The organism is Sphingobacterium multivorum (assembly GCF_039511225.1).
Classification (GTDB): domain Bacteria; phylum Bacteroidota; class Bacteroidia; order Sphingobacteriales; family Sphingobacteriaceae; genus Sphingobacterium.
In genome coordinates, this window is record NZ_CP154261.1 from 637,254 (window position 1) to 652,425 (window position 15,172).

Sequence of the window (15,172 nt, forward strand, 5' to 3'; positions counted from 1 at the left end):
TAAACAAAAAAGCTCTTTGCAGTCATGCAAAGAGCTTTTTTGTTTAATAGTGCGCTGTTTGTGTTAGGCTGATCCTTGGAACGTCGTAAGAATAGGACTATTCCCATTTATCGTTCAGTTTTATGTAATCAATGTTTGAGATATAAGGAGCCTAACTGAACGCCCTAGTTTTATTTATATTACTTGAATGTGGTAGCCTCTTATTTATGTACTTGGAACGGCTCATCTTATTATTTAGATGCTTTGGGTGCAGTATCCTATCCGCTTTCTTGGATGTCTGATTACAGTTGATTTAAGATTCTATCTGTTGCAAAGGAAGCAGTATATGAAACGTTGTACCTTCGCCTTCTACAGTCTCAAAATAGATTTGCCCGTTACAGGCTTCAATTGTCTTTTTGACAAGAACTAGTCCTAAACCGTTTCCGGAACTCTTTGTCGTAAAATTAATCTGGAAAATTTTATCCTGCATCTCTTTGGGAATCCCATAACCGTTGTCTTTGATATCTATCTTGACAAATTTGTCTGAGTAGCGTTCAATGGAAATCTCGATCTTCATGTTTTTTCGTCCATAACCGCCCTCAATCGCATTTTTTATCAAATTATTGAAGGTTCTTAATAGCTCATTACCATCTGCTTTAACGATAAGGGTTTTGTGATCCGCATTGTTAATGAGACGAATACTAACATTTGGTGTATTGTTGTACAAGGAAATGGACTTTGTTACTTTCTCTACAATATTGATGTTTTCCATTACCGTATTTGGGAATTTTGCAAAATGTGAAAATTCTGAGGCAATATGCGTCAATGCATCGATTTGTTCGATGAATGAAGTGGAGAATTTATTGAAGCGATCCGGAAATTTAGGGTCCTCGTCTTTGTAAGATCTACGGAGTTGCTGAATGCCTAATTTCATTGGTGTCAACGGATTTTTGATTTCATGGGCAATCTGTTGAGCCATCTCACGCCAAGTTGATTCTCGCTCGGTATCTTTGATCTTATTAGCATAGTCCTCCAGCTTTATGATCATAAGATTATATTCTTTGATCAATGTACCTATTTCATCATTTCGTTGCCAAAACAGAGGCTCGTTGGGCTGCCCCAGGCGTAGTTGTGAAATCTTCTTACTGATGATGCTCAATGGATTGGTGACACTGTTGGCCACAAACGTCGCATAAAATCCAAAGCCTATGATAATCAGCGAATAAATGTTCACTATGGTATTTAAAAGAAGATTCTTATTGATATTTTCTTCCTTCTGAAGTGAGAAGTTTGGTATCCCTATATAAGCCAGTGTATTATAGTTTTTATCCCTGATGGTGGCGTAGCTGGTCTCAAATTGGAAAGTGCCAATACGCTCATCTTCAATCGTCTCCGATTTTTTTAAGATGGAAAGATTCTTCAGTGCAGCCGGATTAATAAAAGTGGAAAAAAGCTCCAGATCGTAGATTCTGCGCTGCGAGCTATAGAGTAACCTGCCTGATTTGGAATAAAGATTGAAGTCTTTGGAAATAGTTTCGGATAATGTCTTGAGAATACTGATAAGCTGCGTCTCGGTGGATGTTTCATCTGTGTAGGTCAACATATTTTCCATCCGTTTGCCTAGTTCGATAATAAAACGTTCCTTACTTGCTTTATTGTTATTATAAAGCTGCTTGTTAATACTTATATACGAAATTACTGCCGATATGAGGATTGCCAGTATTACCGATGAGATAATGGAGGTCTGAATACGTGTAGAATACTGTATTTTATTAACTATTTTGTAGAACTGATATTTTAAATTACGGAAAGTTAGCTTGGTGTTCTTAAGAAAGATATAGAAGGATTTTATGAAATGGAAAAACATGAAAATCATAAAAAATACCAAGAACAGAAATGAAGTCGTCGCTAGATAATCCCAAAAAGAAGGCTTTTGTTTACTGATCACATAGGTGGAGAATTTATTGGCAACATAAGCCATATGTAAATATGCATCGCGATCCAGCACCTGAATATATTCTCCTGGAACACCTTTCAGCCCCCTCAAATTGTTTTCGTAGGTATACTTTCCAAACTGTGTTATTAAAGAACCTCCTTTATAAAGGGCTATTGAATAATCCCCTTTGTTATAATATTGCGAATTGTTGATCCGCATATCGGTGAGGATTTCAGGATAGGGAACCGTATAACTAAAGTCTTTATTGGAAAGATTGATGATAACATTGACGATCCTATTTTGGTCAATGGTGACAGGAATGATGGAGAAGTATTCATGCGTGCCTAATTCCGCGCTGGCACGGTAGAAGTTCTGTGTGACTTTTATCGACTTATTGATTACCTTTTCTCGATATTCATTGATCTTATTCTGACTGGCCGGATTGAGCGGAACATTATTCTGATCATAATAATATGCTTTGAACTCATATTTGGAGAGATAGCCACTAAAGTACTTTTTCTTGATGAAATCGTTGATCCCCTCGGTATTGGTATAGGGAAGGCTGATATTAAATAGGTGTTTTAATTCTTGATCGTTTGCTATACTACTTTCAATATCGGAAAACAATGAAACAGCATTGACATCATCTTCTGATTGTAAATTACTCAATAAGATTTTCATGTCAATTAAGTTCCGTTCCTGATAGAAACGAGCGTGCGTGATCGCACTTATGATTGCCCAAAGTATCAGTACGGCAATATAATTTGTTAATATATGTCGATCGAAATACTTTTCGCCAAATGATTTAATAAGGATGATCAATGCAAGTAACAAATTGACCAGGCTATTTTTCTCTATATAGAAGGATATGATCAGGATGACAAAAATGACACATGCCAGTTGAATGTTGAGTAGCTGCGTTGGTTTTAATTCTAATTTTTTAAGAAAAAATAGTACAAGATCAATGTAGATGCTCAAGGCCAAAATACCCATGCCAACAATGCCTAAATCTACCCAACTTAGGAAATGTAAATCGACAAGTTTTGTGAAATCAAAATAGATGTTGTTGGAGTGCGTAATCAGGGTACCAGCGATGTCATACAATAGACCGAACGACAGGTATATACTTAGAATAAATCCGATTGCGATAGGAATTCTGAAGAGTCGGATGTTCTTTATCTTGTCGAAATTGAGCTCTTTGCGAATTGAATAGATAAATAGAATCAACCATAACACCAATATGGTGGTGGACATCACGGACCATATATTGGGGAAGAAGCGATTGTAAGCGTAATTGCGCGAATCGAAAATTGAAAATGTCGCGTTTTCGGACAGCAGATTCCATTTAAGATCGGCAAATTTGACGAGGCTAAATACCGATAATAGCAGTAATGCAGACCACCAGGCCCTTCCTGTCTTGGCCATATGTAGGCAGAGACTATTGAAGAAGATCAGTAATGCGATCCAGGCAAGTAGCCAACAGAAGAATTGCAAAATCGTATAGGCATTTTCATGCTCTCCGTCTTTTAGCTTAACAGAGAATAGATAAGACCCTTCATTGCTATAGATATTTTTAATGGTGACCGTGTCTGTATAGGAGGCAATGTCGATATTTCGAGAGTCGAAGAAGTTCCTTCGCAATGAGCTATTTAAATAGGGGTTATTGTTATTTGTATAGCCTTTTACAATAATATAGGCGAGTATACTGATATTACCAATTGTTTTTTTTCGAACAACGTAAGAACGGTTATCATCCTGAATAAAATTGGATTTTTCTGGGAATCCCTGATCTGTAATTGGCACAAATAGATGTGTGCTCCACATCTTCGGTTCATGGTCCTTAAAGAGAAATAAATAAACCTTCTCATTGGTTTTAAACTTTTCGAACGCCTGATAAACTGCAATAGGATATTGGTCGTAGTTTTTAAATGTTTTGAGTAGAAGAGAATCATTGAAAATTCGGTCGACCTTTTTCTCTTGTTGAGCGATATAATCATTGAGTGATTTTGTATCAATGTCCAGTATTTCCTTATTGGTAACAGATTCTTTAATGGTGATAGCTGTTCCTATAAAGCATAAAGTCAAGATAAGTAGGAGTAATCGAATTTTTATACCAGAATTCACGTTCGTCAATTTACATTATTGTAAATATAAAAAAAAGTCCTTGCTTTCTTAGGGCAAGGACTTTTATATTATTTTCTGAATAGCCTATTTTAATGGGCTAGAAAGAATCTTCAATCGGTTTCTTAAGCATTTGTTAATGCTATCGAAAACACGAAGGATTTTAATTGCTTATTAAGCGTGCGGTTCTTCTTGTCTGAAGATTTTAGCAGTCAAGTACTCACGATTTAAGCGAGCAATGTTTGTTAACTTGATACCTACAGGACATTCAGCTTCACAAGCACCCGTGTTGGTACAGTTACCGAAACCTTCAGCATCCATTTGATCTACCATTGCCTGAGCACGTTCGTAACGCTCAGTTTGACCTTGAGGTAACAGAGCAAATTGAGATACCTTTGCAGATACGAATAACATTGCAGAAGCATTTTTACATGCTGCAACACAAGCACCACAGCCGATACATGTTGCCGATTCGAAAGCTTCGTCAGCAATACGTTTAGGAATGGGAATCACGTTTGCATCAGGAACACCGCCTGTATTGATATTTACATATCCTCCTGCCTGTTGAATGCGATCAAAAGCAGTACGGTCGACTGCAAGGTCTTTCAATACGGGGAATGCAGCGGCTCTCCAGGGCTCGATCACGATAGTCTGTCCATCGTGGAAGCTACGCATGTGCAATTGACATGTTGTAGTACCTTCTTTAGGACCGTGAGGGCGACCGTTGATGACTAATGAACACATCCCGCAGATACCTTCACGACAGTCGTGATCGAAATATACAGGATCTTCTCCTTTACGAGTCAATTCTTCATTGACAATATCAAGCATCTCTAAGAAAGACATATCATCAGCGATATCGTTTGCCTGATAAGTTACAAATTGACCTTTATCTTTATCATTTTTTTGACGCCAAACTTTCAGCGTTAAATTCATATGTTGTGCCATGATAATTTTCCTTCTTATTTATAACTTCTTTGTGTTAACTGAACGTTCTCGAATACCAAGTCTTCCTTGTGTAATTCCTCAGGTACATTGTCTCCTTTGTATTCCCAAGCAGATACATAGGCGAATTCATCATCGTTACGTTTTGCTTCACCTTCTTCAGTTTGGCTTTCCAAACGGAAGTGACCACCACAAGACTCAGCGCGTTGCAATGCATCAACAACCATTAACTCACCCAATTCTAAGAAGTCAGCCACGCGACCAGCTTTTTCTAAAGAAAGATTTAATTCTTCGTTCTCTCCAAGTACTCTAACGTTTGTCCAGAATTCTTTTTTCAACTCTTGGATCAAACCTTGTGCCTTTTGTAGTCCTTCTGCTGTACGAGCCATACCACAATATTCCCACATGATGAGTCCTAATTTTTTGTGGATATCATCAACAGTTTGTGTACCATTTAAAGACAACAATTTGTTGATTTTCTCTTCAACTTCTTTACGTGTAGACTCGAAAGCTGGGTGGCTATGATCTACTGGCGCAAATGAACCTAATTTAGCTAAGTAATCACCTACAGTGTAAGGAATTACGAAATAACCATCGGCAAGACCTTGCATCAACGCCGAAGCACCTAAGCGGTTTGCACCGTGGTCAGAGAAGTTACACTCACCCAATGCATACAATCCAGGAATTGTAGTCATCAAGTTGTAATCAACCCATACACCACCCATTGTGTAGTGAACAGCTGGGTAGATACGCATTGGTTGTTTATAAGGGTTCTCGTCCGTGATTTGGTAGTACATGTCAAATAAGTTACCGTATTTAGCACGTACAGCATCTTCACCTAGACGACCGATAGCTTCTTTAAAATCCAAGAATACCGCGAAACCAGTTTTACCAACACCACGACCATCATCAACAGCTTCTTTTGCATTACGAGATGCCACGTCACGTGGTACCAAGTTACCGAATGAAGGGTATTTACGCTCCAAGAAATAGTCTCTGTCGTCTTCCTTAATGTCATTGGCTTTGATCTCTCCTTTACGTAATCTTTCAGCCATTTCTTGGGTTTTAGGAACCCATACACGACCATCATTACGTAAAGACTCTGACATCAATGTCAACTTAGACTGGTGATCTCCTGTTACCGGGATACAAGTTGGGTGAATTTGAGTATAACAAGGGTTCGCGAAGTAAGCACCACGTTTGTGTGCTCTCCAAGCTGCTGTAACGTTACATCCCATTGCATTGGTAGACAAGAAGAACACGTTACCGTAACCACCAGTACACATTAATACTGCATGTGCAGCATGCGTTTCGATTTTACCTGAAACCAGGTCACGAGTTACGATACCTTTAGCATGACCATCGATCATTACTAGGTCTAGCATCTCATGACGTGTGTACGATTTTACTTTTCCTTTTTTGATTTGACGGTTTAACGCTGAATAAGCGCCCAACAGCAATTGTTGTCCTGTTTGACCACGTGCATAGAACGTACGGCTAACTTGTGCACCACCGAAAGAACGGTTGTCTAATAGACCTCCGTATTCACGCGCAAAAGGAACACCTTGAGCAACACATTGGTCAATAATGTTGACAGATACTTCAGCCAAACGGTAAACGTTTGCCTCACGTGAGCGGTAGTCACCACCTTTGATTGTATCGTAGAATAAACGGAAAACAGAGTCACCGTCATTTTGGTAGCTCTTTGCTGCATTGATACCACCTTGTGCTGCAATAGAGTGCGCGCGACGAGGTGAATCTTGATAACAGAATGTAATTACATTATATCCTAATTCAGCTAAAGACGCTGCTGCAGATGCACCAGCAAGACCTGTACCAACAACAATAACGGTAAATTTACGTTTGTTAGCAGGGTTAACCAACTTAAGATTAAATTTATGATTTGACCACTTTTGGGCTAATGGACCCGCTGGTACTTTTGAATCTAACATATCTCTTAATTTTATATTGATCGAGAAAGCCTGAGCTTTCTCTTAAAAGATTCTGAATTATTTAAAGAAGAAAAACAATGGCATTATTGCAAAGCCAATTGGAATTAATACCCCAAATACCCAAACACCGATTGCTCTGATGATTCCAATATATCTTCTGTGGTTAAAACCTAAAGTTTGGAATGCAGATTGGAAACCATGAATTAAGTGGAATGCCAAAGCTGCCATCGCAATAACATATAAAGCTACCAATGCAACATTTTTGAATGCAAAGTCAACTTGCTTGTACAAATCTCTTGCTTTTAAGATTTGAACATTGTTTTCTACCGTTTCTTGGTAGTCGTGGAATTCAGAAGCTTGAAGTTCTCTCGCTGTAGTTTGTCCAGTTGCCAAATCAGTACGGTATTCGATGTAAGGCACTTCATCATTGTGAAACTTCCACCAAAAATTAGACATGTGCGTAGCTAAGAATACTAAAATGACAGTACCTAAGATACCCATGTTGCGTGAATTCCACTTACTATTTGCTTGACCATCATATTTGGCATAACCAATAGGACGAGCGGCCTTGTTTTTCATCGACAATGTAATAGCGTAGATGACGTGAACAATTACCGAAGCATACAATAAGTAAGAAACAACTTTGATTGGTGTAAAGTGAGTCATAAAATAGGCGTACTTGTTGAACGCTAGACCCGCATCATCTTTAAATAATTGCAAGTTACCAACCAAGTGAACAACTAGGAATAAACATAGGAAGATTCCTGTTAAGCTCATGATTAGCTTCTTCCCAATCGAAGAACTGAAAACTGGCTTTGATTTACTCATTATCCTTGTAATTTAATTTGAATTAGGCAAATCTACTATTTGCTATTAAATATGATACCATTTTGACAAGAAAAAGCAATAATTTAGAACGGTTCTAAAGTTTATTGAAATAAAAAGTCCGTTTTGAATAAAAACGGACTTTTAAACGGTATATGAACAAGGCTTAAGGAACTATAGAATACTGAATAATCTATAACCCAAACCAATACTCCACATGTTGATTTTAGGATTTGCCTGACTCTCATTGTTGACTTTGTTTAACCCCATTTCGTATCTAACATCGACACGTAAGCTTGAAATGTCAGCACCTACGCCAAAAGCCCAAGCTGTGCCACTTTTTTTATAGTTATTTGGGTTCAATTGGTCAATGACTTTATCTTGCTTGTCATCTACTTTAAATGAAAATATCGGACCTGTTTGAATCCTTGCTCCAATCGGTCCTAAACCAAAACGTTTGCCTAATAATACCGGAACATCTACCGTTGTAAATTTAACATCTGTTGATTCGCCATTTTCCGCTTTCACCGTCGTGTTTTTACCTGTTAAGTACACCTCGGGTTGAATATGGAATCCCAATACACCAACACGTCCATAAAGACCTGCTTGGTAGCCTGCTTTCGTGTCGGAATTGAAATATTTGCCATCGCTTTTAAGTTTGGAGAAGTTTAGACCTCCTTTTACACCCACCTCAAAACCTGGCAAGAGCTGCGCCTGTGCCGTTGCTACGCTACCACAAATCAAAAGTAATGCTGGTAAAATCTTTTTCATAATCTTTTATTTATGTATATATTGTATCTTTAAACAAACTTTTACAGTTCAGTAAAGATATACAAATTTTATACCTAAATCTGAGTTATGTTGAAAATTAACGAAGAACAGTGGCAAGTAGCCAAAGAAAAACTCCGTCGCAAGTACAACCACTTAAGTGATGAAGATTTAGCTTTTCAAGCTGGCGAGGAGGATAAATTGATTAATCGATTGTCTTCTCGTTTGGGACGGAAGCCTTCCTATGTTTTATTTACGATAGGTAAAGAGATTCAGGATATTAGTAGCAACCGATTATGAGTGATGCCATTAGTTGGACCGATTTTGAGAAAGTGGATTTAAGGGTAGGAACTATTTTGGAAGCAAAAGATTTTCCGAAAGCTAAAAAGCCAGCCTATCAATTGCGACTTGATTTTGGAGATGAAATTGGTGTATTGCAAAGCAGTGCCCAGATTACAGTACACTATAACAAAGAAGAGTTGATTGGAAAGCAGGTGGTCGCCGTTGTGAACTTTCCCAAAAAGCAGATCGCTAATTTCTTTTCGGAGTGTCTTGTGACCGGATTCGCTGACGAAAATGGCGATATTATTTTGACATCCGTCGACAAAAAATTACCAAATGGATCTAAACTTAGTTAAGTTTGTACCATGACATTTATAGATTTTGAAGGAACACAACTCATCGATAGTGACGAGTCGTTCATGCGTATGGCATTGAACGAAGCTAAGGTTGCATACGAAGAGGGGGAGGTACCTATTGGAGCAGTTATTGTTTATCGAGGACGTGTTATAGGGAAAGGTCATAATTTGACGCAGCGATTGAATGATGTGACAGCTCATGCTGAGATGCAGGCTTTTACAGCAGCTGCTAATTACCTTGGAGGCAAATACCTGGATGAATGTACATTATACGTTACCATAGAACCTTGTATTATGTGTGCCGGAGCGGCCTATTGGACACATATTGGTAAAATAGTCTATGGCGCCAAAGATGAAAAGCGTGGCTATTCTCATTTTCACGATAAAATATTACATCCCAAAACAGTCATTACACATGGTGTTTTGCAGGAAGAATGTGCTGATTTGGTAAAATCATTTTTTCGTCAAAAACGGTAAGGAAATAATGGATTTATTGTAACACATAAAAACATAACCGTGTATATTGTGTTATATTTGTATTATAAACGAAGTAATAAACATTTAAATTAAAATAGATATGGCATTTGAATTAGAAGCGTTACCATACGCAGCCGACGCATTGGAACCACATATTGACAAAACTACAATGGAAATCCACCATGACAGACACCATCAGGCATATGTGGATAACTTAAATAAAGCAATCGCAGGTACAGACGCTGAGAACTTATCGTTATTGGATATCATTAAAAATGTAAGTAAATATTCTGCAGCAGTACGTAACAATGGTGGTGGACATTACAATCACTCTTTGTTTTGGAAAGTTTTAGGTCCAAATGCTGGCGGTGCTCCAACAGGTGAATTAGCCGAAGCAATCAATGCGACATTTGGTTCATTTGATGAGTTGAAAAAACAACTTCAAGCAGCTGGTGCAACTCGTTTTGGCTCAGGATGGGCTTGGTTAATCGTTGGTGCTGACGGTAAGTTAGCCGTAACTTCTACACCAAATCAAGACAATCCATTGATGGATGTTGCTGAAGTAAAAGGAAATCCTATTTTAGGTATCGATGTTTGGGAGCACGCTTATTACTTGAAATTCCAAAATAAGCGTCCGGCGTATTTAGAAGAAATTTTTAATGTTATCAATTGGGATGCCGTAGCACAAAACTATGCTGCAGCAAAATAATTGAACATTTGATAAAACCATAGAAAAGCGACAATACTAATTTATTGTCGCTTTTCTATTTTATAAACAAAACCTCAGTTGTATTTGTTTATAAGACCATAGTAGAACACTACAGTATAATAGTTAACTCCACGATCATACCCGCTACTGATGAAAAATATTCTGATACTATTAGCAGCACTTTTTATTTTGGGCTCCTGCCAGGGACAGGGGCAGCAGGCAGAAAAAACTGATTTCTCGAAGTTGCCAGCAAAAAATACGGCAAGTTTGGATACAGCGACATTTGCGGCAGGTTGTTTTTGGTGTACTGAGGCACAATTTAAAGAGTTAAAGGGGGTTATACATGTTGTTTCAGGATATACTGGCGGATGGGCAGCAAATCCAAGTTATGCGCAGGTTTGTACCGGGAGTACAGGGCATGCGGAAGCAACCAATATTATTTTTGATCCAAAAGTGATCAGCTACGACAAATTATTGGAGGCCTTTTTTGTGGCACATGATCCAACAGAGCTCAATCGCCAGGGGAATGATGTCGGCACCCAATATCGCTCAGCTATTTTTGTGCATAATAAAGAGCAGCTTGACAAGACGCAGTATTATCTTTCGGCGTTAGAAAAAGAGCATGTTTTCAATAAACCTATTGTAACCGAAGTAGTTCCGGCAACAGTCTTTTATCCTGCAGAGGACTATCATCAAGATTATTACAGATTAAATGGAAAAGAACCATACTGCCAATTGGTGATTAAACCGAAATTGGAAAAATTTAAACGTATCTTTTCCAAGGTGCTCAAAGAGGGACAGTAACTTTGGGTATTCATAAAATTTGAGGTAATTTTACTTCTATTAACGCTATTTAGTATCATGCTAACAAGTTGAAACCATGGTTTCTCATACAAATAATGGAATGAACAAACTTGATAGCTTTATGATTCATAAATAGCATTTTTTGGATGAATAATTAATAATTGTAATATGTCTAAAGGATTTTTTACAGTTCCTGTTCCTACCAATGAACCAGTGTACACTTACGCTGTCGGAACGAAAGAACGTAAATTGTTGAAAGCAGCAATTGATGAGGCACGTTCGAAACAAATCGATATCCCAATGTATATTGGTGGTAAAGAAATCACTACTTCTAAAAAAGTAAACCTAGCTCCTCCACATGACCACCAACATATTTTAGGTCAATACAATCAAGGCGATAAATCTCACGTAACAGATGCAATCAATGCAGCTTTGGCGGCAAAAAAAGATTGGGAAAATCTTACTTGGGAGGATCGTGCTGCGATTTTCCTAAAAGCTGCTGAATTGATTTCGGGAAAATACCGTTATGAGTTGAATGCTGCTACAATGTTGGGGCAATCGAAGAACCCCTATCAGGCAGAAATTGATTCGGCATGTGAGATTGTGGATTTCTTGCGTTTCAACGTACAGTACATGAGCGAAATCTATAAACAACAACCTCCTATATCAGGTAAAGGTGTTTGGAACCGTGTAGAACAACGCCCTCTTGAAGGTTTTGTATTTGCATTGACTCCATTCAATTTTACAGCTATTGCGGGTAATTTACCGTCGTGTGTTGCAATGATGGGTAATGTTGTTGTATGGAAGCCATCCAATACCCAAATCTATTCAGCAAATGTATTGATGAAAATTTTCCGTGAAGCTGGTCTTCCGGATGGTGTAATCAACTTGGTGTATGTTTCAGGTCCTGATGCAGGTGATGTGATTTTCCAACACCCAGATTTCGCTGGTATCCACTTCACAGGTTCAACAGGAGTATTCCAAGATATTTGGAAAACGATCGGTAACAATATCCACCGTTATAAAACATATCCACGTATTGTTGGTGAGACAGGTGGTAAGGATTTTATCGTTGTACATCCTTCGGCCGATTTAAAAGTAGCGAATACGGCTTTAGTTCGTGGCGCTTTTGAATACCAAGGCCAAAAATGTTCTGCTGCCTCACGTGCATATATTCCTAAATCATTGTGGCCAGCATTGAAAGAATCTATGACGAATGACGTAAAATCTTTTACAATCGGCGGAACAGAGGATTTCACGAACTTTTTCAATGCTGTCATTGATGAGAAGTCGTTTGATAAATTAGCGAAGTATATCGACAGAGCTAAAGAATCTACTGAAGCAGAAATTGTAGTTGGTGGTACATACGATAAATCTAAAGGATATTTCATTCATCCCACAATCATTGAGGCTTCGAAACCAGATTACGAAACTATGGTTGAGGAATTGTTCGGACCCGTCTTGACCGTATATGTTTACGAGGATGCTGAGTTTGAGGAGACGTTAGCTATTGTTGATACAACATCTATTTACGCCTTGACAGGATCAATCATTGCGCAAGATCGCTATGCCATTAATTTAGCAACAGATAAATTGAGACATGCTGCGGGTAACTTCTATGTGAATGATAAGTGTACAGGTGCTGTCGTAGGTCAACAACCGTTTGGTGGTGCTAGAGGTTCGGGTACAAACGATAAAGCAGGATCAATGATCAATTTGCTTCGTTGGGTGTCTCCACGTACAATCAAAGAGACATTTAATCCAGATACAGATTATAGATATCCTTTCTTGGAAAAAGGAGAATAAAGAAGCTAGCATAACAGCTTTGTTAAAATAGAAAAAGGCGCTTATAAAGCGCCTTTTCTATTTTTTAAATAATCCCAATTCTGTTCCGTCGTCTCTAGTCATCCGAATATTCAATGACTTGTTGTTCCCGGCTACATCGATGATGGTTCTTTTCCCTGCTTTTGGACCACCACCTATAAAAACAGGGTAATTGTGGTCTTTATCTGCTGGATAGTATCCATATTGATGTGTGTGGCCAGAGATCATGGCATCAATTTTATATTTCTGAAACAGGGGGTGGAAACATGCTCTGTTATCCAAGGTGCCGTGCCAGTCATCCGAATGAAAAATTGGAATATGGCTAATGACAACTGTATGTTGGGCACGTTTTCTTTCTTTGGACTGGAGAACCTGTTCCAGCCATCGGGTCTGTTCTTTTCTGTAGTTATCGTAATCAACTGTTCCGGCGTATACCTCATGATTGTCAGGCTTGTCTTCGCCACTGTCTAGCATGATCCAAAAAATAGGTCCTCTTTTAAAGGCTTGGTAATACTTGTTGTCCGGATAACCAAAGTATCTTTTGAAATGACGTGCGAAAGATCCCCTTGTCTCATGGTTTCCTCGATTCATAATGAATGGTTTGCTTGTCGCAAAAAATTCAATTGGCTTTAGCAATTTCTCTGTGATATCTTGCTGATTGGTGACATAATGAAACGAGTCTCCATTCATCACAAAGAAATCGTAAGGCGAGATATCCTGATTTGGGATAAGGTCGCGGTAACTGCTTTTTTCCTCATGGACATCGTTGTATATGAGACAGCGAATCTGCTCCTGATTGCTATTGGCTAATTTAGCCTCGAAAATGGAGGTTTCTATTTCTTGACCGTACACAATTTTATAAGGATCGAATTTTTGGACTTCCTTCGCCTTGATGCGATAGCGAAATGAGCGCGGCGCGTCCTCAATTGTAAAATGAAAAAAGTCAGTATTGGCGTTGATCATCCCATCTTCGGATTGGTAGATTTTTTTATGGACATTTCCCGCGTTATCGAGAATCTCGAGCCAAGCAAAAGCCTCTTTGCTCAAAATTGTAAAAATACTGACGCCTGTTTCCGTTTGATTCTGTAGATAGGCAGGTACGAGAAAACTGAACTCGCCTTCTGCCTCATTTGCTTCTTTTTCTTGCGCGACGCTTATATTCGGTAATGTAATCCCAGCCAGCGCCAGGACTTCTAAAAATCTTCTTCTGTTAAAATTCATATTTAAAGGTCACAAGTAGTTATTTAATATTTATCTCGACATATAATGGACGATGATCACTAGCGTATTTCTCGTCCAGAATTCGATGGTTAGAAAACTTTGCGGCAACAGTTTTATTGATCATGATATAATCAATTTCAGTAGTGGGTTTATCTTGAGGAAACGTAAATCCATTGGCAATACTGCTTTTTGTGAATATTTTGCTAAGTTCAATAATCGCTGGATCATTGGGCTCGGAGTTCAAATCACCGACAAGGATGGTGGGTAACTTTTCGTTTTTGAAACGATTGGTAATGAATTTTGCCTGTTCGATTTTGTTTTTGTCTTTCAGGTCAAGGTGTGTATTAGCAAATAAGAGTTTTCTTTTGTGTAGTGTGACTTCGATTACCGATAGACTTCGTGTTTCGCTTTCCACTGGGGAGGGTAGAACGTGTTTTTCGACACGTTCAATTGGATTTTTTGATAAGATGGCGGTGCCATATTCACCTTTATCCAGGTCTATTCCTTTGGAAAATATATAGTGCATACCTGTTAATTCGGCTAATTTCTTGGCTTGATTTTCAAAATATGATCTACCGAGATTAACATCGATTTCCTGAAGCCCTACGAGGTCAGCTTTTGAATTTTTAATAATTTTGGCAATCGTGTCAAGGTTAATAATAGATTCTTTTTCAGTCGGTGGGTTTCCATGGTGGATATTGAAGGAGAGTACGCGTATCGTTTGTGCATGTAGATGGAATACTGGCCCTAGCAGTATTAAAAGAAATAGAATTAGTTTACGATTCATTGTTTATATTAAGTTTAGCATTTGGATTTCAGACGTTTTTAGTTCGCCTTGCTAAAATTAATAAAATCTATTAGTACAAATTGAAAACTTTGGACATGTAACAAAATAATCATCTAAGCACTTGAACTTTCGCAAAAAAAAAGCCATCCTAAACAGGATGGCTACCTACATTATACTAATTTTTAC

General features: G+C 38.3%; 13 protein-coding genes. 6 read left to right on the forward strand and 7 right to left on the reverse strand.

Annotated elements, in window-relative coordinates:
- Nucleotides 1-292 precede the first annotated feature (292 nt).
- The 5 genes from AAH582_RS02595 to AAH582_RS02615 all read right to left on the reverse strand — a co-directional run bounded on the left by AAH582_RS02595 (nucleotide 293) and on the right by AAH582_RS02615 (nucleotide 8,529).
- Nucleotides 293-4,039, reverse strand: coding sequence for an ATP-binding protein (locus AAH582_RS02595; protein ID WP_343321151.1), 3,747 nt, complete (start codon nucleotides 4,037-4,039; stop codon nucleotides 293-295).
- A 171-nt stretch (nucleotides 4,040-4,210) separates the two neighbouring features.
- Nucleotides 4,211-4,984, reverse strand: coding sequence for a succinate dehydrogenase/fumarate reductase iron-sulfur subunit (locus tag AAH582_RS02600; protein ID WP_197084076.1), 774 nt, complete (start codon nucleotides 4,982-4,984; stop codon nucleotides 4,211-4,213).
- Between the two features lie 14 nt (nucleotides 4,985-4,998).
- Nucleotides 4,999-6,933 carry a fumarate reductase/succinate dehydrogenase flavoprotein subunit gene (locus AAH582_RS02605; protein ID WP_046674908.1) on the reverse strand — a complete coding sequence of 645 codons (1,935 nt, stop codon included), beginning with the start codon at nucleotides 6,931-6,933 and terminating at the stop codon, nucleotides 4,999-5,001.
- Between the two features lie 57 nt (nucleotides 6,934-6,990).
- Nucleotides 6,991-7,761 (reverse strand): succinate dehydrogenase cytochrome b subunit, encoded by a 771-nt coding sequence (locus AAH582_RS02610; RefSeq protein WP_046674909.1) that lies wholly within the window; start codon nucleotides 7,759-7,761, stop codon nucleotides 6,991-6,993.
- Between the two features lie 171 nt (nucleotides 7,762-7,932).
- Entirely contained in the window at nucleotides 7,933-8,529 is a 597-nt protein-coding gene (locus tag AAH582_RS02615; protein ID WP_046674910.1) for a porin family protein, read from the reverse strand.
- A gap of 87 nt (nucleotides 8,530-8,616) precedes the next feature.
- On the opposite strand from AAH582_RS02615, the gene AAH582_RS02620 reads away from it, so the two are divergent.
- The 6 genes from AAH582_RS02620 to pruA all read left to right on the forward strand — a co-directional run bounded on the left by AAH582_RS02620 (nucleotide 8,617) and on the right by pruA (nucleotide 12,960).
- Nucleotides 8,617-8,826 (forward strand): hypothetical protein, encoded by a 210-nt coding sequence (locus AAH582_RS02620; RefSeq protein ID WP_046674911.1) that lies wholly within the window; start codon nucleotides 8,617-8,619, stop codon nucleotides 8,824-8,826.
- Complete coding sequence (locus AAH582_RS02625; protein WP_046674912.1) at nucleotides 8,823-9,164, forward strand: tRNA-binding protein; 342 nt, start codon at nucleotides 8,823-8,825, stop codon at nucleotides 9,162-9,164. The genes AAH582_RS02620 and AAH582_RS02625 overlap by 4 nt, the downstream gene beginning before the upstream one ends.
- A 9-nt stretch (nucleotides 9,165-9,173) precedes the next feature.
- On the forward strand, nucleotides 9,174-9,641 hold the full coding sequence (locus tag AAH582_RS02630) for a nucleoside deaminase (RefSeq protein ID WP_343321152.1): 468 nt from the start codon (nucleotides 9,174-9,176) through the stop codon (nucleotides 9,639-9,641).
- Between the two features lie 100 nt (nucleotides 9,642-9,741).
- The gene (locus AAH582_RS02635) at nucleotides 9,742-10,350 is read left to right on the forward strand and encodes a superoxide dismutase (RefSeq protein ID WP_070561962.1); all 609 of its coding nucleotides are present in this window, start codon (nucleotides 9,742-9,744) and stop codon (nucleotides 10,348-10,350) included.
- Between the two features lie 150 nt (nucleotides 10,351-10,500).
- A complete protein-coding gene (gene msrA, locus AAH582_RS02640; protein ID WP_343321153.1) occupies nucleotides 10,501-11,154 on the forward strand; it encodes a peptide-methionine (S)-S-oxide reductase MsrA in 654 nt (217 codons plus the stop codon).
- A 168-nt stretch (nucleotides 11,155-11,322) separates the two neighbouring features.
- Nucleotides 11,323-12,960 carry an L-glutamate gamma-semialdehyde dehydrogenase gene (pruA, locus tag AAH582_RS02645; protein WP_343321154.1) on the forward strand — a complete coding sequence of 546 codons (1,638 nt, stop codon included), beginning with the start codon at nucleotides 11,323-11,325 and terminating at the stop codon, nucleotides 12,958-12,960.
- 57 nt (nucleotides 12,961-13,017) lie between these two features.
- On the opposite strand, the gene AAH582_RS02650 is transcribed toward pruA, so the two are convergent.
- Together AAH582_RS02650 and AAH582_RS02655 are read right to left on the reverse strand one after the other, a co-directional pair.
- The gene (locus AAH582_RS02650) at nucleotides 13,018-14,199 is read right to left on the reverse strand and encodes a metallophosphoesterase family protein (RefSeq protein ID WP_343321155.1); all 1,182 of its coding nucleotides are present in this window, start codon (nucleotides 14,197-14,199) and stop codon (nucleotides 13,018-13,020) included.
- A 19-nt stretch (nucleotides 14,200-14,218) separates the two neighbouring features.
- Nucleotides 14,219-14,986 (reverse strand): endonuclease/exonuclease/phosphatase family protein, encoded by a 768-nt coding sequence (locus tag AAH582_RS02655; protein WP_343321156.1) that lies wholly within the window; start codon nucleotides 14,984-14,986, stop codon nucleotides 14,219-14,221.
- Nucleotides 14,987-15,172: the final 186 nt, after the last annotated feature.